The sequence below is a fragment of the Salinarimonas ramus genome (assembly GCF_014645695.1).
GTDB lineage: Bacteria > Pseudomonadota > Alphaproteobacteria > Rhizobiales > Beijerinckiaceae > Salinarimonas > Salinarimonas ramus.
Genome location: NZ_BMMF01000005.1, coordinates 146762 through 170454, shown reverse-complemented (window position 1 = coordinate 170454; position 23693 = coordinate 146762). Strand labels below are relative to the sequence as shown.

Below are 23693 nucleotides of genomic sequence, written 5' to 3'. Positions count from 1 at the left end.
GCCCTGGACGTGCGGGGTCGGCGCGGGGACACTCCCCCTCCCGGAGGAGACGCCGCGCCCGCGGGGCGGGACGCGTGAAAAGGCGAGAGCGAGATGCGCGAGAACGCACCGGCAGATACGCCGCATGCGGGAGAGACGGTCGACGAGCGAGCGCGTGGCGCAACTCCTGGCGCAGCTCCTGGCGAGGGTCCGCCTCGGCGGGGCCGCACGCCCCGGCCGCGCCCGCGCGGCCGGCCTCTCGACGAGGCGGCGCTCGCCGAGGTCCAGGCGCTCGTCGGCCCGATGGAGCGTCGGCGCGACCTCCTGATCGAGGCGCTGCATCGCCTGCAGGACGGCGTCGGGCACCTCGCCGCGCGCCATCTGAAGGCGCTGGCGGAGGAGTTCCGCATCCCGGAGGCGGAGGTCTACGAGGTCGCGAGCTTCTACCACCATTTCGACATCGTGAAGGAAGGCGAGGCGCCCCCCGCGCCGCTGACGATCCGCGTCTGCGACGGCGTCGCCTGCATGCTCGCAGGCGCCGAGCGGCTGACCAGCGCCCTGCGCGAGGGCGTCGACCCGGCGGCGATCCGCGTCCTCTCCGCGCCCTGCATCGGGCGCTGCGCGGGCGCGCCGGCGGCCCATGTCGGGACGCGCGCCGTCGAGCACGCGACGCCCGAGCGGCTGATCGAGGTCGCCCGGGCGGGGGACGTCGTCGAGCCGATCCCGCGCGAGGCGATCGGCCTCCAGGCGTACCGTGCGCAGGGCGGATACCGCCTCCTCGACGAGTGCCTGTCCGGCACGCGTGATGTGGAGGACATCGTCGCGACGCTTTCCGATTCGGGCCTGCGCGGGCTCGGTGGCGCCGGCTTCCCCGCCGGACGCAAGTGGTCGATCGTGCGCGCGCAGCCCGGCCCGCGCCTCATGACGGTGAACGGCGACGAAGGCGAGCCCGGCACCTTCAAGGACCGCTTCCACCTGGAGCGCGACCCGCACCGCTTCCTCGAAGGCGCGCTCGTCGCCGCCTGGGCGGTGGAGGCCGAGCGCCTGTTCATCTACCTGCGCGACGAATATGCCGGCGTGCGCGCGCTCCTCGAGCGCGAGGTCGCCGCGCTGAAGGCGGCGGGGCTCGACCAGCATGCGCCGATCGAGCTGCGACGCGGGGCGGGCGCCTACATCTGCGGCGAGGAGAGCGCCATGCTTGAATCGATCGAGGGCAAGCGCGGCCTGCCCCGCCATCGCCCGCCCTACATCGCGCAGGTTGGCCTGTTCGGCCGCCCGACGCTCAACCACAACGTCGAGACGCTGCTGTGGGTGCGCGACGTCGTCGAGAAGGGCCCCGCCTGGTTCGCCGGGCTCGGCCGTCGCGGGCATGCGGGGCTGCGCTCGTTCTCGGTCTCGGGGCGCGTGCGCGAGCCCGGCGTCAAGCTCGCGCCCGCGGGCATCACCTGCCGGGAGCTGATCGACGAATTCTGCGGCGGCATGGCTGAGGGCCATACGCTGGCCGCTTACCTGCCCGGCGGCGCCTCGGGGGGCATCCTGCCCGCGCGCATGGCCGACCTGCCGCTGGATTTCGGCGTTCTGGAGCCGCACAAGGCCTTCGTCGGCTCGCATGCCGTCGTGGTGCTGTCCGACCGGGACGATGTGCGGGCCGTGGCGCTCAACCTCGTGCGCTTCTTCCGCCACGAGAGCTGCGGGCAATGCACGCCCTGCCGCAGCGGCACGCAGAAGCTCGAGGCGCTGCTCGACGCCGGCCGCTGGGACCTGCATCTCCTGGGCGACCTCGAGCAGGTCCTGCGCGACGCCTCCATCTGCGGCCTCGGCCAGGCCGCAGCGAACCCGGTGGCGAGCGTGCTGAACTTCTTCCCGGAGGGGCGGAGGTGACGGGCCAGAAATGGAGCACGCCACGGGTCTCCCCTCTCCCTCGTGGAGAGGGGTCGGGGGTGTGGGGCGTCGGGAGCTCTCGGACGGGTGGCCAAGGGCTCCTCGGACGGCATCGGCGGCGTGTCCATTCCTGCACGCCCCACACCCCCAGCCCCTCTCCACGAGGGAGAGGGGAGCGCGTCGTGCGTGATCGCTCTCGCGTGCACGTCCTTCGCCGAATCGAATTCCACCCCGGAGCCTGCCCATGACCATCCGCTTCACGCTCGACGGGCGCGCGGTCGAGGCGCGCGAGGGGGAGACGATCTGGGAGGTCGCCCGCCGCGAGGGCACGACCATCCCGCATCTGTGCCACCGCCCCGAGCCCGGCTATCGACCGGACGGCAATTGCCGTGCCTGCATGGTGGAGATCGAGGGCGAGCGCGTACTCGCCGCCTCCTGCATCCGCACGCCCGCCGAGGGCATGGCGGTGAAGAGCGCGTCCGAGCGGGCGCGGACGGCGCGCAAGCTCGTCATGGAGCTCCTCGTCGCCGACCAGCCGCCCCGCGAGACGGCGCACGACGCCGCCTCCCCGCTCTGGCGCTTCGCCGATGCCCAGGGCGTGACGCACGCCCGCTTCCCCGGGCGCGACCATCCGGCGGCGCCGGACCTCTCGCACCCCGCCATGGCGGTGAACCTCGACGCGTGCATCTCCTGCACCTTGTGCGCCCGCGCCTGCCGCGAGGTGCAGGTCAACGACGTCATCGGCATGGCCTATCGCGGCGATCACCATCGCCCTGTCTTCGACCTCGACGACCCGATGGGCGCCTCGACCTGCGTCGCCTGCGGCGAATGCGTCCAGGCCTGCCCCACGGGCGCGCTGATGCCGGCCTCGATCGTCGATCGCGAGACGCAGGTCGGCAGCCGCGGGGCGGACGAGAGCGTCGATTCGGTGTGCCCCTATTGCGGCGTCGGCTGCCAGATCTCCTACAAGCTCCGCGACGGGACGATCGCCTATGTCGAGGGGCGCGACGGCCCGGCGAACGAGAGCCGGCTGTGCGTGAAGGGCCGCTTCGGCTTCGACTACGTGGCGAGCCCGCAGCGCCTCACCGTGCCGCTGATCCGCCGCGAGGGCGCGCCCAAGAACCTCGATGTCGATCCGACAAACCCGTTCACGCACTTCCGCGAGGCGAGCTGGGAGGAGGCGCTCGATGCCGCCGCGAACGGTCTCGCGCGCATCCGCGACGCGCGGGGCGGCCGGGCGGTCGCCGGCTTCGGCTCCGCCAAGGGCTCGAACGAGGAGGCCTACCTCGTCCAGAAGCTGATCCGCCAGGCCTTCGGCCACAACAACGTCGACCATTGCACGCGGCTGTGCCACGCCTCCTCCGTCGCCGCGCTGATGGAGGGCATCGGCTCGGGCGCCGTCACCGCGCCGTTCAACGACGCGCTTCTCGCCGACGTCATCGTCGTCATCGGCGCGAACCCCACCGAGAACCACCCCGTCGCCGCCACCTACTTCAAGCAGGCGGTGAAAAGCGGCGCCAAGCTCGTCGTCATGGATCCGCGCGGCAGCACGCTGATGATGCGCCACGCGACCCATCGCCTGCGCTTCCGCCCCGGCACGGACGTCGCGCTGCTCAACGCGATGATGAACGTCGTCGTGACGGAGGGCCTCGTCGACCGCGACTACGTCGCGACCCATACCGAGGGCTTCGAGCGCATGGAGGCGCATCTCGCCGCCTACACGCCGGAGGCCATGGCCGAGCGCTGCGGCATCGAGGCGGGCACGATCCGCGAGGTGGCGCGGCTCTACGCGACCGCCGAGCGTGCAATGATCTTCTGGGGCATGGGCGTGTCGCAGCACACGCACGGGACGGACAACGCGCGGTGCCTGATCTCGCTCGCGCTGATGACCGGCCAGGTCGGGCGCCCGGGCACCGGGCTCCATCCGCTGCGCGGGCAGAACAACGTCCAGGGCGCCTCCGATGCGGGGCTGATCCCCATGGTCCTGCCGGACTATGCCCGTGTGGGAGACGAGGCCGTGCGCGCCCGCTTCGAGGCGGCCTGGGGCTTCCCGGTCTCCGCCCAGCCGGGGCTCACGGTCACCGAGATCATCGACGCGATCCACGCGGGCGACATCCGCGGCCTCTACGTCATGGGCGAGAACCCGGCCATGTCGGACCCGGACGTGGTGCATGCCCGCGAGGCGCTGGCCGCGCTCGAGCACCTCGTCGTGCAGGACATCTTCCTCACCGAGACGGCGATGTACGCCGACGTGGTGCTCCCCGCCTCCGCCTGGCCGGAGAAGACGGGCACGGTGACGAACACCAACCGCCAGGTCCAGATGGGCCGCCCGGCGCTGCCGCCACCGGGAGAGGCGCGCGAGGATCTCGCCATCCTCGTCGATCTCGGCCGGCGCCTGGGCCTGCCGTGGGACTACGCGCATGCGCGCGACGTCTTCGCCGAGATGGCGCGGGTGATGCCCTCGCTCGCCAACATCACCTGGGAGCGGCTGGAGCGCGAGGACGCGGTCACCTATCCCTGCCCGGCGCCGGACGCGCCCGGCCAGGCGGTCGTCTTCGGCGACGCCTTCCCGCGCGCGGGCGGCAAGGCGCTCTTCGTGCCCGCCGGCCTGCGCGATCCCGCCGAGACGCCCGACGCCGACTTTCCGATGGTGCTCACCACCGGCCGCCAGCTGGAGCATTGGCACACCGGCGCCATGACGCGCCGGGCCGGCATCCTCGACGCGCTCGAGCCCGCACCGACGGCGAGCCTCAACCCGCGCACCCTCGCGCGGCTGGGGCTCGGCGCCGGTGAGAGCGTGCGCGTCGAGACCCGCCGCGGCGCCATCGTGCTCGACGCCCGTGCCGATGCGGCCCTGCAGGAGGACATGGTGTTCGTGCCCTTCGCCTACGTGGAGGCGGCGGCGAACGTGCTGACGAATTCCGCCATCGATCCCGACGGCAAGATCCCGGAATTCAAATATTGCGCGGCGCGGGTGGTGCGCGCCTGAGCGGCGCGCACGTCCTCAGGCGTCCGTCACGCCCGCGTCGTCCTGCGCCTTGAGGATGTCGGGGCGGGGCATCGAGACGATGTTGTAGCCGCTGTCCACGTGGTGGATCTCGCCCGTGACGCCGCCGGAGAGGTCGGACAGGAGGTAGAGGGCCGAGCCGCCGATCTCGTCGAGGGTCACCGTGCGGCGCAAGGGCGCGTTCGCGGCCTGGTGCGCGTACATGAGGCGCGCGTCGGCGATGCCGGCGCCCGCCAGCGTGCGCACCGGCCCGGGCGAGAGCGCGTTGACGCGGATGCCGTCCGGCCCGAGATCGTTGGCGAGATAGCGCACGGAGGCTTCCAGCGCCGCCTTGGCCAGCCCCATCACGTTGTAGTTGGGCATCACGCGGGTCGAGCCGCCGTAGGTGAGCGTGAGGAGCGCCCCCCCGGGGCTCATGCGCTTAGCGGCGCGCTGGGCGATCTCGGTGAAGGAGAAGGCGGAGATCACCATGGTGCGGGTGAAGTTCTCCCGCGTCGTGGCGTCGATGTAGCGCCCCTTCAGCTCGGCCTTGGCCGAGAAGCCGATGGCGTGGACGACGAAGTCGATCTTGCCGCCCCAGGCCTCGTCGAGGCGCGCGAAGGCGGCGTCCACGGAGGCGAGGTCCTCGACGTCGCAGGGGATCGAGAGGTCCGAGCCCACCGATTGCGCGAGCGGCGTCACCCGCCGGCCCAGCGCCTCGCCCTGATGGGTGAAGGCGAGCTCGGCTCCGTGCGCGGCCAGCGTGCGGGCGATGCCCCAGGCGATGGAATGGTCGTTGGCGACACCCATGATCAGGCCCCGCTTGCCCTTCATCAGCCCGGTCATGGTGTCGGTCTCCTGCTCGTCGTTCTGGTCGTTGCTCGAAGGATCGTCGGGGCGTGTGAGGGCAGCGTCGGGCTCTTCACCCACCGCCCCACAGCTCCAACACCTCTCCACGAGGGAGAGGTGTTGGAGCTGTGGGGCGTGCAGGACATGGCGCGTCGTCGACGGCGATCGCCGACGGCGCGCGACATCACGCCTCCAGCCGCTTCATCACGATGGTCGCGTTGGTGCCGCCGAAGCCGAAGGAGTTCGAGAGCACGCAGCCGAGCGAGACGCCGTCGCGGCGCTCGCGGACGATGGGCATGTCGGCGAAGGAGGGGTCGAGCTCCTCGATGTTCGCCGAGGCGCAGATGAAGTCGTTGTTCATCATCATCAGCGAGTAGATCGCCTCCTGCACGCCGGTGGCGCCGAGCGAATGGCCCGTGAGCGACTTCGTCGCGGCGATCGGCGGGCACTTCTCGCCCGCGCCGAAGACCTCGCGCAGCGCCTCGATCTCCTTCTCGTCGCCCACCGGCGTCGAGGTGGCGTGCGGGTTGACGTAGTCGACGGGCACCTTCACGCTCGACAGCGCCTGGCGCATGCAGCGCACCGCGCCCTCGCCCGAGGGCGCGACCATGTCGTAGCCGTCCGAGGTGGCGCCGTAGCCGACGATCTCGCCGTAGATCTTGGCGCCGCGCGCCTTGGCCCGCTCGTATTCCTCGAGCACGAGCACGCCCGCGCCGCCGGCGATGACGAACCCGTCGCGATTGACGTCGTAGGCGCGCGAGGCGACCGCCGGGCGGTCGTTGTACTTGGAGGACATGGCGCCCATGGCGTCGAACAGGTTCGACATCGTCCAGTCGAGATCCTCGCAGCCGCCGGCGAAGATCACGTCCTGCCGGCCCATGGCGATGGTCTCGTAGGCGTTGCCGATGCAATGGTTCGACGTCGCGCAGGCGGACGAGATCGAGTAGTTCACGCCCTTGATCTTGAACCAGGTCGCGAGCGTCGCGGAGGCCGTGGAGGACATCGCCTTGGGTACCGCGAAGGGGCCGATGCGCTTGGGCCCCTTGTCCTGGGTGATCGCCGCGGCCTCGACGATGGTGCGCGTCGAGGGGCCGCCGGAGCCCATGATGATGCCGGTGCGGTCGTTGGAGACCTCGTGCGGCTCGAGCCCGGAATCGGCGATCGCCTCGTCCATGGCGACGTGGTTCCAGCCGGTGCCGCGGGCGTGGAAGCGCATGGCGCGGCGGTCGACCTTCTCCTCGGGCACCACCCGGGGAGCGCCGTGGACATGGCAGCGAAAGTTGCGCTCGGCATAATCCTCGGCGAAGACGATGCCCGACCGGCCGAGGCGCAGGCTCTCCAGCACCTCGGCGCAATCGTCCCCGATCGAGGAGACGATACCCATCCCGGTGACGACGACGCGCCTCATTCGCTCCATCCTCCCTCGTGCGGCCCGCTCTGTCTCTCTCGCCCGCGATGTCGCGGCGAGGGCGGGCTCAACTCCCGCGATCCGGCTTGGAACAGGCCGACTCGCGAGGTCCTCAGCTTCCTGCGGCCTCGGCCTGGAACAGGCCGACCCGCAGGTCCTTGGCCTCGTAGATGCGACGTCCGTCCGCCTCCAGCCAGCCGTCGGCGATGCCGAGGACGAGCTTCGAGCGGAAGACGCGCTTGAGATCGACGCCGTAGACCACCTTGCTCACGCTCGGCAAGACCTGGTCGGAGAACTTCACCTCGCCCACGCCGAGCGCGCGGCCGCGGCCGTGAGCGCCGAGCCAGCCGAGATAGAAGCCGGTCAATTGCCAGAGCGCGTCGACGCCCAGGCAGCCGGGCATCACGGGATCGCCCTGAAAATGGCAGGAGAAGAACCAGAGGTCCGGGCGCACGTCGAGCTCGGCGCGGATGTGACCCTTGCCGTACGCCCCGCCGTCCTCGGCGACCGCCGTGATGCGGTCGAACATCAGCATGGGCGGCAGGGGGAGCTGGGCGTTGCCGGGGCCGAACAGCTCGCCGCGTCCGCAGGCGAGCAGCTCCTCGTAGGAATATTCGGGCTTCTTGGCGAGCGTCTGGCTCATGTCGTGCGGCCGGTCCTTCGGTGTGTCTCTCGACGGTTCGCCCGGCGCACGCGCGATGCTCCGGGCCACGGGAGCGTTCTGGTAGCACACGTTTCGGACGACGCGAAAGCGCGGATCGGGACGCCGCTGCCGGATCGCCGCCGAGCACGACCCTGGAGCGCCACCGCAGATTTTCGTTCCTAACGTTTCATACGCGTGCGCGTCGTGTCGTCCCGGCGCGTCGCTTCCGTGCTTCACCGGGTTGCGGCGAGGCCCCGCAACCCGTACATAGGAGAGAACGACCGCCCCTGCCGGGCGTTCCGGTGCTCATCGAACGAGGCGTCACGGCTCCGCCATGGATCACAGCGCTCCTTCCGCCCTCTCCACCGCCAGCCAGGCGGGGCGCAACGGCTGCCCGCTCTCGAACCTGCGCGACAAGCTGCGTCGGGTCGGGCTGCGGCCCACGCGCCAGCGCGTGTCCCTCGGCTGGCTCCTGTTCGGCAAGGGCGACCGCCACATCACGGCGGAGCTGCTCTACGACGAGGCCATGCGCGCCCGCGTGCCGGTCTCGCTCGCGACGGTCTACAACACGTTGCATCAGTTCACCGAGGCCGGCCTGCTGCGCCAGCTCGCGGTGGACGGTTCCAAGGCCTATTTCGACACGAACCCCACCGAGCACCACCATTTCTTCGTCGAGGGCGACGAGGAGCTGATGGACGTGCCGGCCGAGGGCGTCACCGTCTCCGACCTGCCCGAGCCGCCGGACGGCTACGAGATCGCCCGCGTCGACGTCGTCGTGCGCCTGCGGCGAAAGGATGCACGCGCCCGCGGCTGAGCGCCGGCGCGACGCGTTCCTCCCCACGATCTCGCGTGCTGCGACCCGGCTCGGTCTCGAGCCGGGTTTTTCGTGTCTGCGCCGCTCACGCGCCTCGCGCGGCGATGGCGTCGGCCAGTGCGACCGTGCGCTTCGCCATCTCGGCATGGAGCCGCTCCACCATCCGGCCGTCCAGCGAGATGGCGCCGCGCCCGGCATTCTCCGGCGCCTGGAAGGCCGCGATGATCGCCCGTGCGCGGGCGACCTCGTCCGCGTCCGGCGCGAAGAGGCGGTTGGCCGGCTCGATCTGCTTGGGGTGGATCAGCGTCTTGCCGTCGAAGCCCATGTCGCGCCCCTGCGCGCATTCCGCCTCGAAGGCGTCCGCGTCGTCGAGCCCGTTGAAGACCCCGTCGAGGATGTCGAGCCCCTCCGCCCGCGCCGCCGCCAGCGCCTGCATCAGCCAGGGGAGCATGGCCGCGCGCCCGGGCAGGAGCCGCGCGCGGGTCTCCTTGGCGAGGTCGTTCGTGCCCATGACGAAGCAGGCGAGCCGGTCGAGCGGATCGCGGGCGGCCGCCGCGATGGCGGCGATGTGGAGGAGGGCCGCCGGCGTCTCGATCATCGCCCAGACGCGGGTCGTGTGCGGGGCGCCCATGGCGTCGAGCCGCGCGCCGACGCGCCCGAGATCCTCCGGCGCGGAGACCTTGGGCACGAGCACCGCCGCGGGCCGGCAGGCGGCCGCCGCCTTCAGGTCCTCCTCGCCCCAGGGCGTGTCGAGGGCGTTGATGCGCACGACGACCTCGCGCGGGCCGAAGCCGCCGGCATGGACCGCCTCGAAGATCTGCGCCCGCGCGGTCTCCTTCGCGTCCGGCGCCACCGCGTCCTCGAGGTCGAGGAGGACGACGTCCGCGTCGAGGCTCTTCGCCTTCTCGAGCGCGCGCGCGTTCGAGCCCGGCATGTAGAGGGCGCTGCGGCGGGGGCGGATCGGAGCCATGAAGGGTCTCTCGGCTGGTGGGCGACGGGTCCGGCGGCGATCCTACCGCCAGCGCCGCCGCACGCCACCCCGCGAAAAGGATGAGCCGAGAGCCCTTCCTCGCCCGCCCGCTAGGCGGCGGCGAGGATCGCGGCCGCCTGGTAGCGCTCGACGATGGCGCCCATGTCGCTCGCGATGCGCAGGCCCGCCTGCGACTTGGACGCCCACGCGATCTCGCCGTCGACGCGGGTGCCGTCCTCCCAGGCGATGCGGGCGCGCAGGCCCGGTGCGAAGATCGGGCGCCGGCCGCCCGGATCGGGATCGAGGGAGAGCTTCAGGCCCGTCCGGCAGACGTCGACGAGATTGCCCCGGTGCTCCGCTCCGTCGACGACGAGCACGATACGGTCGCGCGCTGGGATGCGCGTCTCCCGCCGCCGGTCCTCGACGTCCTGCGCCACGCCGCCGACGAACTCCTCCACCGCCCGCGCCATCTCGGAGGCGACCTCGGCGACGCGGTCGGAGACCGCGCGCACGCGATCGGCCTCCTCGCGGGTGTCGTCGATGGCGTGGGTGACGACCTCGAGGCTCTTCGCCACGCCGGCCGAGCCCTCGCCGGCGCGTGCGAGCGCCCCGGCGATGCCGCGGGTCGATTCGTCCTGGGTCGCCACCGCGCCGGCGAGCGACTCCGCCAGCGACGAGATCTCGCCGATCGTCGTGGCGATGGTCTCGATGGCGCCCACGGTCTCCCCGGTGGCGTCCTGGATGCCGGCGATCTGGGCGGCGATCTCCTCGGTGGCGCGGGCGGTCTGCTCGGCGAGCGTCTTCACCTCCGCCGCGACGACGGCGAACCCGCGGCCCGCTTCGCCGGCGCGCGCCGCCTCGATGGTCGCGTTCAGCGCCAGCAGGTTCGTCTGCTCCGCCACGTCGCGGATGAGCGCGACCACCTCGCCGATCGTCTCGGCGCCGCGCGCGAGCGTATCGACGGTGGCGGTGGCGTGGCGGGCGTTGGCCTGGGCGTGCGCCACGCGCTCGCTCGTCGCCCGCGCCTGCCCCGCGATCTCGCGGATCGAGCCCGCCAGCGCCTCGCTGGAGGCGCCCACCGAGCGTACGCTCTCGTCCGCCTGCGAGGAGGCGATGCCCGCGGCGCGGGCCTGGTCGGCGGCGCCGGCGCTCACCTCCGTGAGGCGCGTCGCCGTCTGCGACATCGCCCCGGTTTCAGCGGCGAGCGCGCTCTCCACCCGCGCGGCGGTGTCGCGGAAGCGCTGGACGAGGCCCTCGATGCGGTCCTGGCGCATCAGCTCCTTCTCGCGATCGGTGCGCGCCTGCGTCTCGAGGCGTGCACGGTCGACGGCGTTCTCGCGGAAGACGGCGAGCGCGCGGGCCATGTCGCCGACCTCGTCGGAGCCCTTCAGCGGCTCGAGGTCGAACTCGGTGGAGCCGCCGGCGAGCACCTTCATCGCCAGCGTCGCCTGGATGATCCTTCGCACGACACGGACCTGGAAGTAGCGCACGGCGAGGCCCGTCGCGACGAGGCCCACGAGGGTGAAGGCGAGGATGACGAGAAGCTTCGTCTGCGCCGCGGCGCGCAGCTCCCGCGCCATGGCGAGGTTCGCCGAGCCGGCGGCGACGACGACGTCGACCGCCGAGCCGAGCGCCTCCGAGGAGCGGGCGAAATAGGTTTCGAAGTCGATCGAGTAGGCGCCGCTCTCCGCTGCGGCGTAGAGCTCCTCGCGCAGGGCGACGTAGTCCTCGAAATAGACGCGGCCCATACGCTCGAGCGCGGCCTCGACCTCGGGCGCCAGCGCGGTGCGCGAGGCGAGGCTCTCCGTCAGGCCCCAGGACTGGAGCACGCGCCCGTGCGATTCGAGCATCTCGGGCAGGTTGCGCGCGTCGACGGGCGTGCCGAGCGCGGTGGCGATGGCGAAATAGGTCCGCTCGCGCCCGCCGTATTCGCGGATGATCCAGGCGCGCTGGGCGAGGAGGTCGTTCGCCGCGATGGCGGCCGGCGTCTGGCTCGACGGAGGCCGCACGAGATCGCCCAGCCCGTTCATGGCCGCGATCGTCGCCTTGAGCCGGTCGATCGTGCCCACGTCGGTGTTGCGGCGCTCCTCGGCGGGGAGCGCCAGATCGGGATCGACACGCCCGCGGATCTCGTCGAGCGCGCCGCGCAGGCGATCGAGCTCGGCCACGAGCGCGGGCTCGCCCGGCAGATCGACGGCGGCGAGATGCGTGTCGAAGGCGGCGAAGAGCGCGTCCGATTTCTCGCGCTGCGCGTCGAGCATGGCGCGGAAGCGTTCGGGAAAGGGCCCGGGAAGCGCGAGGCCCACCTGCGAGAGCGAGCGTTCGAGCGAAATCTCGATGGTCGCCTTGCTCAGGTAGGACAAGGCCGTGATGGCGTCGCCCTTCTGGATCGAGGCGCTCAGGCGCCGCCATTCGGCGCTCACGGTGATCGCGGCGGCGACGACGACGGCCGCGGCGACGGCGCAGGTGAAGAGGAGGCTGGTACGACGAATGGACATGAAGCACACCGCTCGGCTGGTACGGCTCGGGGGCGGCCGATGGGCGGACGTGCGGATCTTGAATGGAGTTGCGTTACTCGCGCGTTAAGAGCACGGGCATTTCGGTCGTGAATCTGACGAAATACAGTAAAGCCGTGTCAATTCATGGCGGGCGTCGATCAACACGCAAGTCTAGTGGATTGGATCGACCGAAGAGCGGCTCCGAGGCCGTCCGCGGCGCCGATCAGAGCAGCGTGTCGATCAGCGTCGCGACGAGGGGCTCGTCGGCTGGCGGCATGGGGTAGTCGCGCAGCGCCCGCGGCGCCACCCATTTCAGCGCCGCGTGCTCGCGCGCCTGGGCGAAGCCCTGCCAGCGGCGGCAGATGTAGAGCGGCATCAGGAGGTGGAAGTCCTCGTAGGCGTGGCTCGCGAAGGTGAGCGGCGCGAGGCACGGCTCCTGGGTGACGATGCCGAGCTCCTCCTCGAGCTCGCGGATGAGCGCCGCCTCCGGCCGCTCCCCGGGCTCGAGCTTGCCGCCGGGGAATTCCCACAGGCCGGCCAGCGCCTTGCCCTCGGGGCGCTGCGCGATCAGCACGCGATTGTCCGCGTCCACGAGGGCGACGGCGACGACGAGGAGGATCTTCACGGCGGGCTCCGGCTTCATGCGCGAGAGCGTCATAGCCGAGCGGGCGCAAGCTGTCAGCGCGTGCGACACGGCGCCCCGTTGCCGCCCTGCGCGCTTTCCGCGCCTCGCCGATGCGCTAGTTCCCCGGGACGGCGCAAGATGCGCCCGCAGCGCGAACCAGACGCGCGCTCGCGACTTGCACGACGCGAGGCCGTGCCCGGCCGCCTGGCGGAAAGGAGCCCGCGTGAGCAACGCAGCCGTCGCGCACGTCAACGCCATCGGGCGGTCGAGGCCGCCGCACGAGGTCCACGACGCCTTCCTGGCCTTCGCCGAGACGACCCTTTCGGCGCCGCGCGACCGTGCGCTGATCCGGCGCATGGCGGCGCGCTCGGGGATCGGGGCGCGGTACTCGACGCTGGCGCCGGCCGAGCCCGGCGGCTCCGCCGTCGACGTCGAGGGCTTCTACGCCCGCGGCCGCTTCCCCGGCACCGGCGCGCGCATGCGCCGCTACGCCGAGGCCGCGCCGGCCCTCGCCGAGGCGGCCGTGCGCGATCTCGGGCCCGATCTCGACCCGGCCGGCGTCACGCATCTCGTGCTCGCCTCCTGCACCGGCTTCTGCGCGCCGGGCGTGGACCAGCGTCTCGTCGCGCGGCTGGGGCTCGATCCCGACATCGAGCGGATCGTGCTCGGCTTCATGGGCTGCGCCGCCGCGGTCAACGGGCTGAAGACCGCCCGGCACATCGTGCGGTCGGACCCGCGGGCGCGGGTGCTCGTCGTGTGCGTGGAATTGTGCACGCTGCATCTGCAGGAGGCGGACGACCTTTCCATGCTGCTCTCCGCCATGCTCTTCGGAGACGGCGCGGCGGCGGCGCTCGTCAGCGCCGAGCCCACGGGCTTCGCGCTCGATCGCTTCCGCGCCGTGACGATACCCGGCACGGCGGACCGCATCACCTGGGACGTCGCCGACACGGGCTTCCTCATGCATCTCTCCGGCGCCGTTCCCGCGGCCATCGAGAGCGCGCTCGCCGCGGAGCGGCATCGAAACCACGCGGACGGCGTTCTCGGCGGCATGCCGGTGGAGGAGATCGCGCTCTTCGCCGTGCATCCCGGCGGGCGCACGGTGCTCGACGCCGTCGAGACCGGGCTCGCGCTCGACGACGACGCGCTCGCCCCGTCCCGCGCGGTCCTGCGCGAGGGCGGCAACATGTCCTCGCCCTCCATCCTCTTCGTGCTCGCGGACATGCTCGATTCGCCCGGCCGCCCCGGCGAGGCGGGGATCGGCATGGCCTTCGGGCCGGGCATGGTGGCGGAGACCTTCCGCTTCGCGAGGGCGGCCGCGTGAGCGTGCGCTTCGACGCCTCGCGTCGCGCGCCGGGTCCCGAGATGATGGACGACCCCGCCGTCGATTCCGCCATCCTGCGCGCCTGCTACGAAGATCTCGCCGGCGTGACGACGCTCACGCTGGGGCGCCGCCCGGTCCTCGACTTCGTGGCGCGCGCCGCCCGCGCCGTGCCCGGCCGGCGGCTCGTCGTGCGCGATCTCGGCTGCGGCGACGGGGACATGCTGCGCGCGCTCCACGCGCACGCACGCCGCCGCGGGCTCGATCTGGCGCTCGAAGGCGTCGATCGCTCGCCCGTCGCCATCGACGCCGCGCGAGCCGCGACCCCGCCCGAGGTCGGCATCGCCTTCCATGTCGGCGACGCCCTCGCCGAGGGCGGGCCGCGGCCGGACCTGATCGTCACGTCCCTCGTCGCGCATCATCTCGCGGACGAGGAGGTCGTGGCGCTCTTGCGCGGCATGGAGAGGCGGGCGCGCCTGGGCTTCCTCGTCAACGACCTGCGCCGAAGCCGGCTCGCCTTCCACGGCTTTCGCGCGATGGCGACGCTGCTTGGCCGCCATCCCTTCGTGCGCCACGACGGCCCGCTCTCCATCGCCCGCGGCTTCGTCGAGGCCGATTGGCGGCGTTACGCGAAAGCCGCCGGGCTCGCCGACGTGCTCACGGTCGAGCGGCGTTTCCCCTTCCGCCTCGTGGTCGAGCGGCTGCGCACGGAGCTCGTGCCGTGAATGCAAGCGCGACCGGATGCGACGTCCTCGTCGTCGGCGGCGGCCTCGCCGGCGGGGCGTGCGCGCTGCGCCTCGCCGAGGCCGGCGCCGACGTGCTCCTCGTGGAGCGCGAGGCGGGCGCGCACGACAAGGTCTGCGGCGAGTTCCTCTCGGGCGAGGCGGCGTCGATGCTCGACGATCTCGGGGTCGGCGCGCTCCTCGCCGACGCCCCTCGAATCGCGCGCCTCGAGCTCGCCCACGGGCGCGCCGCCGCGCGGGCGGACCTTCCCTTCCTCGCCCGCGGGCTCTCGCGGCAGCGCCTCGACGAGGCGCTCCTCGCGCGCGCGGGCGAGCGCGGCGCGCGGATCGTCCGCGGGCTCGCGGTGCGGGCGCTGGAGCGGGAGCCGGAGGGCGGGCTCATGGCTCGGCTCTCGGACGGGTCGCGGGTGCGGGCGCGACGCGTCGTCCTCGCCACGGGCAAGCACGACCTGCGCGGTCACCGCCGCCCGCCGCCGGAGCGCGATCTCGTGGGCCTGAAGGCGCATCTCGCGCTCGCGCCCCAGGCGGCGGCGTCGCTGGCCGACCTCGTTCATCTCACGCTCTTCGCCGGCGGCTATGCCGGGCTGCAGCGCGTGGAGGGCGGGCGCGCCAATCTCTGCCTCGTCGCGCCGGCCCAGCGCGTGCGCGCGGCGGGCGGGTTCGAGACGCTGGTGGCGGAGATCGCGCGCGAGACGCCCTCCCTCTCAGCGCGGCTCGCGGGCGCGCGCCTGGCGAGCTCGGCGCCGGTGGCGATCGCGCGCATTCCCTACGGCTTCGTGCATCGGCCGGGCGACGCGGAGCATCACGACCTCCTGCGGGTGGGCGATCAGGCGGGCGTCGTCCCCTCCTTCTGCGGGGACGGCATGGCGATGGCGCTCTACGGCGGGCTTTCCGCCGCGCAGGCGCTCGCGGAAGGCGCGCCGGCGCAGGTCCATCACGCCCGCCTCGCGCAGGCGATCGGCCCGGCGATCGCGCGGGCGCGCACGCTCGAGCAGGTGGGTGCGGGCGCGCTGGGGCGAAGCCTCGTCGTCGCGGCGGCGCGCCTCGTGCCCGGCCTCGCCGCGCGGGCCGCGGCCGCGACACGCGTGCCCGAGCCCGCCTGGCGCGCGCTCGTCAGAACGCGTCCATGACCTGGATGACCGCCGGCGTCATCAAGACGGCGAAGAGGATCGGCAGGAAGAAGATGATCATCGGCACGGTGAGCTTCGGCGGCAGGGCGGCGGCCTTCTTCTCCGCCTCGTTCATACGCTGGTCGCGGCTCTCCTGCGCGAGGACGCGCAGCGCCTGGCCCACAGGCGTGCCGTAGCGTTCCGCCTGCAGGAGCGCCGTGACCACGTCCTTCACCGGCTCGAGGCCCGTGCGTCGGGCGAGGTTCTCGTAGGCGGTCCGGCGATCGTTCAGGTATGCCATCTCCGCGCTCGCCAGCGCCAGCTCCTCCGCGAGGGGGATGGAGTTCGCGCCGACCTCCATGCTCACGCGCTTGAAGGACTGCTCGATGGACATGCCGGATTCGACGCAGATCAGCATCAGGTCGAGGGCGTCGGGCCAGGCGCGGCGGATGGAGAGCTGGCGCTTGGAGCGCTGGTTGCGCAGGTAGATCTCCGGCGCCTTGATGCCGATGTAGGCCGCCGTCATCACGGCCGCGACGCGCAGCGTCGGCTGGAGACCGTGATCGTTGACGATGAAGAAGTACAGGAGCGCGAAGAGCAGGAAGGCGATCGGCGTGACGAGGCGGAAGAACAGGAACGTGTATTCCGCCCTCTGCCCACGATAGCCGGCTTGCGCGAGCTGCGCCTTCGCCGTCTCGGTGCCCAGCCAATCGGAGAGCTTGAAACGCTCGACGATGTCCTTGAGCCGCGTCTCCGGGCGCTGACGCAAGGTGGCGCGCTGGCGCTCGCTGTTCATGCGGTCGCGCTCGCGGGCGCGGATGCGGTCGCGCTCGACGGCGACGGCCTTGAGGCGCTTGTCGAGCGTGTCCGCCGGCAGGAGCGGCATCGCCAGCGAATAGACCGTCGCGGCCGCGGCGACGCCCGCCAGCAGCATGGGGAGGAGGTTGGGGTGCGACATGAGCTCCAGCATGGCCGCCTCAGACGTCGAAATTGATCATCTTGCGCATGACGAGCACGCCGATCGTCATCCACACGGCGCACACACCGAGCACGATATTTCCGATGAGCGTCGTCCAGAGCAGGGAGATGTAGTCGGGGCTGGTGAAGTAGGTGATCAGCGCCACGCCGAAGGGCAGCGCGCCGATGATCGCCGCCGAGGTCTTCGCCTCCATGCTCATGGCCTTGACCTTGTCGCCCATCTTCTTGCGTTCGCGCAGGACGCGGGAGAGGTTGCCGAGCGCCTCGGAGAGATTGCCGCCGGCCTTGGACTGGATGCCGATGACGATGGCGAAGAAGTTCGCCTCGGGCACCGCGATGCGGTGGGCGAGCTTCTGCACCGCGTCCGAGAGCGGCACGCCGATGGCCTGGCTCTCCATGACGAGCCGGAATTCGGTGCGCAGCGGCTCGCGGGCGTTGAAGGCGATCTCGCGCAGGCAGTCGCCGAGCGGCAGGCCCGAGCGGATGCCGCGCACGATGATGTCGATGGCGTTGGGCAATTCGGCCACGAAGCCGGCGATGCGCCGGCGCGAGAGATGGCCCAGCACCCAGCGCGGCAGGCCGAAGGCGCCGGCGAAGGCGGCGAGCAGCGCCACTACGAGCGAGCCGGAGAAGACCAACGCGAGGATCGCGACCACGACCCCGGCGCCCGCGCTCGCGAGCCAGAAGCGCGACGGGGTCCAGTCGAGACCCGCCTGCGCGAGGCGCTGCTCGAGCGTGAGCTTCTGCGGCTTGCCGAGGCCGCGTGCCTCGAGCTCCTTGAGGCTCTGGGCGATCTGGTCGCGCCGGTTGGCGGTATTGACGCGCTCGAGCCGGGCCTCCGGCGAGCGCGTGACGAGGTTCTGCTGGCGCTTCTCCGCGCGCCGCTCCCCCGACAGGATCGGGTAGAGGAAGACCCAGGCGACGCCGCCGACGCTCGCCGTCGCGAGCGCGGCGACCGCGAGCGTGGTCAGGTCCATGGCGCGCGCCTCCCCCTCATTCGCCGTCCTCGACCTCGAGCTTGTCCAAGGCGGCGGCCAGCGCCGGCTCGCAGCCGTAATAGCGGGCGCGCTCCCAGAATTGCGGGCGGCCGATGCCGGTGGAGCGGTGGCGCCCGATCAGGCGGCCGTTCGCGTCCTCGCCGACGATGTCGTAGAGCACGATGTCCTGCGTGATGATCACGTCGCCTTCCATGCCCACCACCTCGGTGATGTGCGTGATTCGGCGCGAGCCGTCGCGCAGGCGCGCGGCCTGTATGATCACGTCGATGGAGGACACGATCATCTCGCGGATCGTGCGCGAGGGCAGGGCGAAGCCGCCCATGGTGATCATGGATTCGATACGCGACAGGCACTCGCGCGGCGAGTTGGCGTGGAGCGTGCCCATCGAGCCGTCGTGGCCCGTGTTCATCGCCTGCAGGAGGTCGAAGGCCTCCGGTCCGCGCACCTCGCCCACGATGATGCGCTCGGGGCGCATGCGCAGGCAGTTGCGCACGAGATCGCGCATGGTGATCTGGCCCTGCCCCTCGAGGTTGGGCGGGCGCGTCTCCAGGCGCACCACGTGCGGCTGCTGGAGCTGCAGCTCCGCGGCGTCTTCGCAGGTGATGATGCGTTCGTCGTGCTCGATGTAGTTCGTCAGGCAGTTGAGCAGCGTCGTCTTGCCCGAGCCCGTGCCGCCGGAGATCACCACGTTGGCGCGCACCCGGCCGATGATCTTGAGGATGTCGGCGCCCGGCGGCGAGATCGCCCCGAACCGCGTGAGCTGGTCGAGGGTGAGCTTGTCCTTCTTGAACTTACGGATGGTGAGCGTCGGCCCTTCGAGCGAGAGCGGCGGGGCGATGACGTTGACGCGCGAGCCGTCGGGCAGGCGCGCGTCGCAGATCGGGCTCGACTCGTCGACGCGGCGGCCGACCTGGCTGACGATCCGCTGGCAGATGTTCATCAACTGCTGATTGTCACGAAAGCGGACGTTCGTCAGCTGGATCTTGCCGCTCACCTCGATGTAGGTCTTGTTCGCGCCGTTGACCATGATGTCGGCGATGTCGTCGCGGGCGAGAAGCGGCTCCAGCGGGCCGTAGCCGAGCACGTCGTTGCAGATGTCCTCGAGCAGCTCCTCCTGCTCGGCGATGGACAGGACGACGTTCTTGAGCGCGATGATCTCGTTGACGATGTCGCGGATCTCCTCGCGCGCCGATTCGGCGTCGAGGCGCGAGAGCTGGGACAGGTCGATGGCCTCGATGAGGGCCCCGAAGACCATGCTCTTCGTCTGGTAGTACTTGTCGGACTTCTGCCGCTCCTCGACGACGACGGGCTTCTCCGGCGTCGCGCGGGGCTCGAGCGAGGCCGCCGGCACGTAGGCGCCGTCGGAGAAGACCGGGACCGCGCCGATCTGGGGGGGCGCGGCGCCCGTCGGAGCCGGAGCCGGCGCCGTGTCCGGCACGGAGGACGCGGGCAGGGGAGCGGGCGCCGGCATCGCGGGGCGCGGTGCCGCCTGGCTCTGGGCTCCCGTCGTCGATCTCTTCCCGAACATGCCTGCGGTCTCTCCGGTTCGCCGCGCGTCAGGACGCCTTGCGGCGGACGAGCTTGGACAGGATCGGGTCGAGGAGGCCGCCGCGCGCGCGCCGCTCCGCGGGCCGGCCCGCGATGTCCTGCGCGAGCGCGTCGAACGCTTCCGCCGCCTTCGAGCCCGGCTGAATCTCGGCGACCATCTGCCCGTTGTTCGCCGCCGTCCCGAAGAGCTGCGCGTCGAAGGGCAGCGTCGCCGAGAGGTCGACGCCGATGGCCTTGGCGAAGTCGGCCGTGGCGATCTCGGGGCGCTTGGCCACGCTCGCCTGGTTGATGACGACCCGCGGCGGCTTGTCGTTGGGGCGGTTCTGCCGAAGCAGGTCGACGAGGTTCTTGGCGTTGCGCAGCGACGCGAGCTCCGGCCCCGCCACCACGACGACGTCGTCCGACGACACGAGGACGCGGCGCGACCAGGCCGTCCAGACGTGCGGCACGTCGAGGACGATGGCCGGCGTCGAGGCGCGCAGGATGTCGATGAGCTGGTCGAACGCCGTCTCCGTGAGGTCGCAGGTGCGATCGAGCACGGCCGGGGCGGTGAGCAGGCTCAGCTTGTCCGAGCACTTGGAGAGGAGCCGCTCGACCACGTTGGAATCCAGCCGGTCGGGGGCGAAAATCGCGTCGGCGATGCCCTGCGGCGGGTCCTGGTTGAAGTCGAGGCCCGCCGTGCCGAAGGCGATGTCGAGGTCGACGATCACGGTGGCGAGCGCCAGCTTGCGCGAGAGCGACCAGCCGAGATTGTGCGCCACCGTCGATGCGCCGACGCCGCCCTTGGCGCCGACCACCGCGACGGTGCGCCCCACCGGTGGTGCGCCCGGCGCCGCGTAGAGGCCCGAGATCGCACGCACGAGATCGATGGGCTCGACCGGGGCGATGAGGTACTCGCTGACGCCGCGACGGATCAGCTCGCGATAGAACACGACGTCGTTGACGTGGCCCACGACCACGACTTTCGTGCCCGCGTCGCAGACCTCGGAGAGCGCGTCGAGCTGCCCGAGGAAGTCCGGCAGCGAGGTGAGCCGCGTCTCGAGCAGCACGACGTTGGGCGTGGGTGCCTGCGAATAGGCGGCGACGGCGGCCGGCGCGCCGCCGGTCTGCACGCGCACGTGCGCCTTCGCCATGCGCCGATCGGCGGACGCCGCCTCCAGCGCCGCGGCGAATTCCGCCGTGTCGCAGAAGGCCTGCATCGTGATCCGCGGCACGGGCGGGATCATGTCGTCGCGCATCGGGCTCTCGGTCATGGCGTCTCGTTCCCTCTCGCGGCCACGATCAATCGTCGAAGCTCGTCGCCGGCGACTCCGCCTCGCGCACGGCCTCGATGTCGGGCGTGCGCGCGTTCACGTCGATCGACCCGCGCGTGCGACCGCGCACCAGGTCGACCGGGTCGGCGACCTGCGCCGCGACGTTGGTCTGCATGGCGCAGCCGAAATTCCAGTGCTGCTCGTTGCGGATGTTGACCGCCGCGTCGCTGACCCCGAGATCCTGCGGCCAGAGCCCGCAGCGGCTCTGCACCCGCGCCTGGAGCGAGCGGTAGGAGAGCCGGATCGCGGCGGCGACGTTGCGGTCGCCGGGCGTGTAGGTCGAGATCGAGAGGTAGGTCGCCGGCACGCCCGAATCGTGCAGCGTCGCGCGCACGGCGTCGAGGGTGCGGCGCGTGCCCACCTCGTCCCCGCCCTGGGGCACCTGCACGTGCAGCGCACCCGACGCGCCCTCGCGATAGCCGGCGGCGAAGGCGGCGACGTCCGCGCGCTGGCGCGGATCGAGGCCGACGCCGCGAACCAGCACGTCGAGAACCTCGGGGGATTGCTGGAGCGCGATGGGGTGGCGCTCGCGGTAATCGTGCGGGTAGCCGGTCGAGCCGGTCTCGACGACGCGGTCGGCGCAGGCGCCCAGCGCGGCGGCGAGCGCACCGGCGCAGGCGAGCCGCGCGAGGCGCGTCGTGCGGGCCGAGGCTCTGCCGGCCGAAGCTCTCGAGGTCGGGGCCATCTTATCGTCGTCCTCTCTGGAGGCGTCCTCTCGCGGGGCTCGGCCCCGTCAGTCCGCGATGAAGCCGAAAGTGCCCCGCAGGCCGATCGGGTCGACCGGCTCCGCGGTGCCGTAGATGCGATTGAGCCGCCCGAGCAGGACCGCCTGCGGATCGAAGGCGTCGACGAAGCCGTCGTCGGGCCGCGCCACCTCCGTCGGCTCCATGGCCTGCGCGATGAAGGGGGTGACCAGGATCATCAGCTCGGTGTCGCGCCGCTCGTAGGCCTGGGAGCGGAACAGCGTGCCGAGGATCGGCAGGTTGAGCAGGCCCGGCATGCCCGCGACGCGCCGGTCGGCGCGCGACGAGATGAGGCCCGCCGTCATGATCGTCGAGCCGGAGGCCATCTCCAGGCTCGTCGCCGATTCGCGGGTCTTGAAGCCGAAGCGCGCGCCAGAGCCCGTCTCCACCTCGACGCTCGGGTCGAGCTCCCGCACGCGGGTCGCCACGCGAAGCGAGATCCGGCCGCTCGAGAGGACGACGGGCGTGAAGGCGAGGTTCACGCCGTAGTCGAGGAGCTCCGTCCCGCAGCGTAGCTCGCCGGCGTCGTCGTTGCAGACCCGCACGGCGATCTCGCCGCCGGCGTTGAACTCGGCCGATTCGCCCGAGATCGCAACCAGCGTCGGCTCCGCGAGAACGCGCAGGAGGCCCGCGCTCTCGAAGGCCTGGAGCGTCGCCTGGACCGTGAACCCGCCGCCGCTGAGGCCGGCCGTCACCGTTCCCCCGGCGCCGGAGCTCGCGAGGCTCAGTCCCTCGGTGATGGCGGCGGGCGTCGGCGCCCAGCCGGCGGTCGTGTCGATGCCGAAGCGCTTGAGGACGGCGCGCTCGACCTCCACCACGGTGACGCGCAGCATCACCTGGTCCTCGCCGCCCAGCGTGAGCGAGTTGACGACGGCGCCGGTGGCGTCGCCGCTGGCGCCGACGAAGGCGTTGGCGATGTCGACCGCGCGCTGCGCCTCGAGCGCGGAATCGACCTCGCCCGTGAGGAGGATCGAATCGCCCGCGGCCTGCACGTCGATGCGGGCGTTGGGGATGGAGTTGCGCAGGGTCTGGCGCAGGGCGTCGAGATCGCGGCCGACGTCCACGTCGAGGGAGGCGATCTGGCGGCCTTCCGCGTCGAAGGCGAAGACCGAGGTCGCGCCGGGCTCCTGGCCGATGAGGAAGATCTTGCGCGCGGAGCGCACGACGGCGTTGGCGACGGCGGGGTTCGCGACGAACACCTCGCGGGCGTCCGCCGGCAATTCGACGATCACGGACTTGCCCACCGCCACCGCGACGCGGCGAGAGAGGGCGCCTTCGCCGGGCGCGATGCGCACGATCGGGGCCGTGGCGGGCTGGGAGGCGACGACGGCACCGCCGCCGCCGCGCCAGTCGGCGGCCTCGGTGGCGGGAGCGCCCGCCATCAGGGCGGCGGCGAGCGCGAGGGCGGAGACGAGCCCGGTGCGCGGGCGGAGCGTCGCGGGGAAGGTGGGGGCGCGGGTCATCCTGCCGATCTCCTCAGGGCACGGGGGTCGGCACGGACACGCCGAAGCGCACGATGTTGAGCGAGCCGAGCTGCTCCTCGGGCTCCTCCTCGAGCGTCGCGGGCGCCGCGTCGGCGAGGCTGCGCAGGGCGAGCGAGAGCTGCCCGGTGCGCTGGGCGAGCGTGATCGCTTCCGCCTGGCGGGGGCTGAGCTCGAGGGTGGCGTGCTCGCCGTCGACGAAGGAATTGCCCTCGTCGTCGACCTGGACGTTCTTGCCGATGGCGAGGACGCGCACGTTGCGCAGGATCGTCTCCGACACCATCACGTCGCCGGCGCCCTGAGCGGCCGCCGACTCGTCGCGGAAGGTGCGGATGATGTCGACCCGGTCCTCGGGCAGGATGAAACCGCCCGCCGAGCTCGACCCGCGCGAATCGATGGAGATGGAGACCGCCCGCATGCCCGCGGGCAGGATCGCCGACATGAAGCCGCCGTCCTCGGAGCGGATCAGCCGCTCGCGCCGGATCGGCTCGCCGGAGAGCATGCCCTGGCGGGCGATGGCGCCGGTGGCGATCTCCATGCCGTCGGCGCGGGTGATCATGCCCTGGGGGACGGCGTCGGCCGGCCAGTCCTGCCAACGCAGGTCCGATTCCGCCAGCGTCTGGCCCATGGGAATGGGCGCGGCGGCGACGAGGACCGCCGTCGTCTCGATGGCGGCGGGCGCCGTGACGATCTGCACCTCCGGGGGAGGCGGCGGGTCGCCGCTCATCAGCAGCATCGCGCCGGCGCCGGCTGCCAATGCGAGACCGAGGACTGCCAATTGTGCTCGCTTCATGGTTCGACGTCCCGAA

At 72.0% G+C, this 23693-nt stretch carries 19 protein-coding genes; 6 read left to right on the top strand and 13 right to left on the bottom strand.

The window, feature by feature from the left end; translation table 11 throughout:
* Nucleotides 1-282 precede the first annotated feature (282 nt).
* Both IEX89_RS09775 and fdhF read left to right on the top strand, forming a co-directional pair.
* Nucleotides 283-1860: an NAD(P)H-dependent oxidoreductase subunit E gene (locus IEX89_RS09775; protein ID WP_244645250.1), complete on the top strand. Its 1578-nt coding sequence runs from the start codon at nucleotides 283-285 to the stop codon at nucleotides 1858-1860.
* Between the two features lie 244 nt (nucleotides 1861-2104).
* Nucleotides 2105-4849 carry a formate dehydrogenase subunit alpha gene (fdhF, locus tag IEX89_RS09770; protein ID WP_188912221.1) on the top strand — a complete coding sequence of 915 codons (2745 nt, stop codon included), beginning with the start codon at nucleotides 2105-2107 and terminating at the stop codon, nucleotides 4847-4849.
* Nucleotides 4850-4864: 15 nt separating this feature from the next.
* On the opposite strand, the gene fabI is transcribed toward fdhF, so the two are convergent.
* From fabI to fabA, 3 genes are all read right to left on the bottom strand, one after another.
* The gene (gene fabI, locus IEX89_RS09765) at nucleotides 4865-5692 is read right to left on the bottom strand and encodes an enoyl-ACP reductase FabI (protein ID WP_188912219.1); all 828 of its coding nucleotides are present in this window, start codon (nucleotides 5690-5692) and stop codon (nucleotides 4865-4867) included.
* Between the two features lie 187 nt (nucleotides 5693-5879).
* The gene (gene fabB, locus IEX89_RS09760; RefSeq protein WP_188912217.1) at nucleotides 5880-7103 is read right to left on the bottom strand and encodes a beta-ketoacyl-ACP synthase I; all 1224 of its coding nucleotides are present in this window, start codon (nucleotides 7101-7103) and stop codon (nucleotides 5880-5882) included.
* Nucleotides 7104-7215: 112 nt separating this feature from the next.
* The gene (gene fabA, locus IEX89_RS09755) at nucleotides 7216-7746 is read right to left on the bottom strand and encodes a 3-hydroxyacyl-[acyl-carrier-protein] dehydratase FabA (RefSeq protein WP_188912214.1); all 531 of its coding nucleotides are present in this window, start codon (nucleotides 7744-7746) and stop codon (nucleotides 7216-7218) included.
* Nucleotides 7747-8080: 334 nt separating this feature from the next.
* Between fabA and irrA the strand changes: the two genes are divergently transcribed.
* Nucleotides 8081-8560, top strand: a complete 480-nt coding sequence (gene irrA, locus IEX89_RS09750) for an iron response transcriptional regulator IrrA (protein WP_188912212.1) — start codon at nucleotides 8081-8083, stop codon at nucleotides 8558-8560.
* An 85-nt stretch (nucleotides 8561-8645) separates the two neighbouring features.
* Here irrA and IEX89_RS09745 read toward each other — a convergent pair whose 3' ends face one another.
* The 3 genes from IEX89_RS09745 to IEX89_RS09735 form a co-directional block, all read right to left on the bottom strand.
* Nucleotides 8646-9530, bottom strand: a complete 885-nt coding sequence (locus IEX89_RS09745; RefSeq protein WP_188912210.1) for an HpcH/HpaI aldolase/citrate lyase family protein — start codon at nucleotides 9528-9530, stop codon at nucleotides 8646-8648.
* A gap of 110 nt (nucleotides 9531-9640) precedes the next feature.
* A complete protein-coding gene (locus IEX89_RS09740; RefSeq protein ID WP_188912209.1) occupies nucleotides 9641-12028 on the bottom strand; it encodes a methyl-accepting chemotaxis protein in 2388 nt (795 codons plus the stop codon).
* A 223-nt stretch (nucleotides 12029-12251) separates the two neighbouring features.
* Nucleotides 12252-12671, bottom strand: a complete 420-nt coding sequence (locus IEX89_RS09735; protein ID WP_188912207.1) for a (deoxy)nucleoside triphosphate pyrophosphohydrolase — start codon at nucleotides 12669-12671, stop codon at nucleotides 12252-12254.
* Nucleotides 12672-12876: 205 nt separating this feature from the next.
* Here IEX89_RS09735 and IEX89_RS09730 point away from each other — a divergent pair, with 205 nt between their 5' ends.
* The 3 genes from IEX89_RS09730 to IEX89_RS09720 are packed head-to-tail and all read left to right on the top strand — an operon-like array spanning nucleotide 12877 to nucleotide 15844.
* Nucleotides 12877-13974, top strand: coding sequence for a type III polyketide synthase (locus IEX89_RS09730; RefSeq protein WP_244645248.1), 1098 nt, complete (start codon nucleotides 12877-12879; stop codon nucleotides 13972-13974).
* Nucleotides 13971-14696, top strand: coding sequence for a methyltransferase domain-containing protein (locus tag IEX89_RS09725; RefSeq protein ID WP_188912203.1), 726 nt, complete (start codon nucleotides 13971-13973; stop codon nucleotides 14694-14696). Before IEX89_RS09730 ends, IEX89_RS09725 begins: the two co-directional genes overlap by 4 nt.
* Complete coding sequence (locus tag IEX89_RS09720) at nucleotides 14693-15844, top strand: NAD(P)/FAD-dependent oxidoreductase (protein ID WP_188912201.1); 1152 nt, start codon at nucleotides 14693-14695, stop codon at nucleotides 15842-15844. The genes IEX89_RS09725 and IEX89_RS09720 overlap by 4 nt, the downstream gene beginning before the upstream one ends.
* Here IEX89_RS09720 and IEX89_RS09715 read toward each other — a convergent pair.
* From IEX89_RS09715 to cpaB, 7 genes are read right to left on the bottom strand one after another with little or no spacing between them, the layout of a single operon-like run.
* Nucleotides 15828-16793, bottom strand: a complete 966-nt coding sequence (locus IEX89_RS09715) for a type II secretion system F family protein (RefSeq protein WP_188912199.1) — start codon at nucleotides 16791-16793, stop codon at nucleotides 15828-15830. The two genes, IEX89_RS09720 and IEX89_RS09715, sit on opposite strands and share 17 nt — an antisense overlap.
* A gap of 7 nt (nucleotides 16794-16800) precedes the next feature.
* Nucleotides 16801-17778, bottom strand: coding sequence for a type II secretion system F family protein (locus IEX89_RS09710; RefSeq protein ID WP_188912197.1), 978 nt, complete (start codon nucleotides 17776-17778; stop codon nucleotides 16801-16803).
* A gap of 16 nt (nucleotides 17779-17794) precedes the next feature.
* Nucleotides 17795-19327 carry a TadA family conjugal transfer-associated ATPase gene (locus IEX89_RS09705; protein WP_188912195.1) on the bottom strand — a complete coding sequence of 511 codons (1533 nt, stop codon included), beginning with the start codon at nucleotides 19325-19327 and terminating at the stop codon, nucleotides 17795-17797.
* A 28-nt stretch (nucleotides 19328-19355) separates the two neighbouring features.
* Nucleotides 19356-20600 carry a CpaE/TadZ family protein gene (locus tag IEX89_RS09700; RefSeq protein ID WP_188912193.1) on the bottom strand — a complete coding sequence of 415 codons (1245 nt, stop codon included), beginning with the start codon at nucleotides 20598-20600 and terminating at the stop codon, nucleotides 19356-19358.
* A 28-nt stretch (nucleotides 20601-20628) separates the two neighbouring features.
* A complete protein-coding gene (locus tag IEX89_RS09695; protein WP_188912191.1) occupies nucleotides 20629-21345 on the bottom strand; it encodes a CpaD family pilus assembly protein in 717 nt (238 codons plus the stop codon).
* Between the two features lie 48 nt (nucleotides 21346-21393).
* Nucleotides 21394-22866, bottom strand: a complete 1473-nt coding sequence (locus IEX89_RS09690; RefSeq protein WP_188912188.1) for a type II and III secretion system protein family protein — start codon at nucleotides 22864-22866, stop codon at nucleotides 21394-21396.
* A 13-nt stretch (nucleotides 22867-22879) separates the two neighbouring features.
* Nucleotides 22880-23677 carry a Flp pilus assembly protein CpaB gene (gene cpaB / locus IEX89_RS09685; protein ID WP_188912186.1) on the bottom strand — a complete coding sequence of 266 codons (798 nt, stop codon included), beginning with the start codon at nucleotides 23675-23677 and terminating at the stop codon, nucleotides 22880-22882.
* Between the last annotated feature and the right edge of the window lie 16 nt (nucleotides 23678-23693).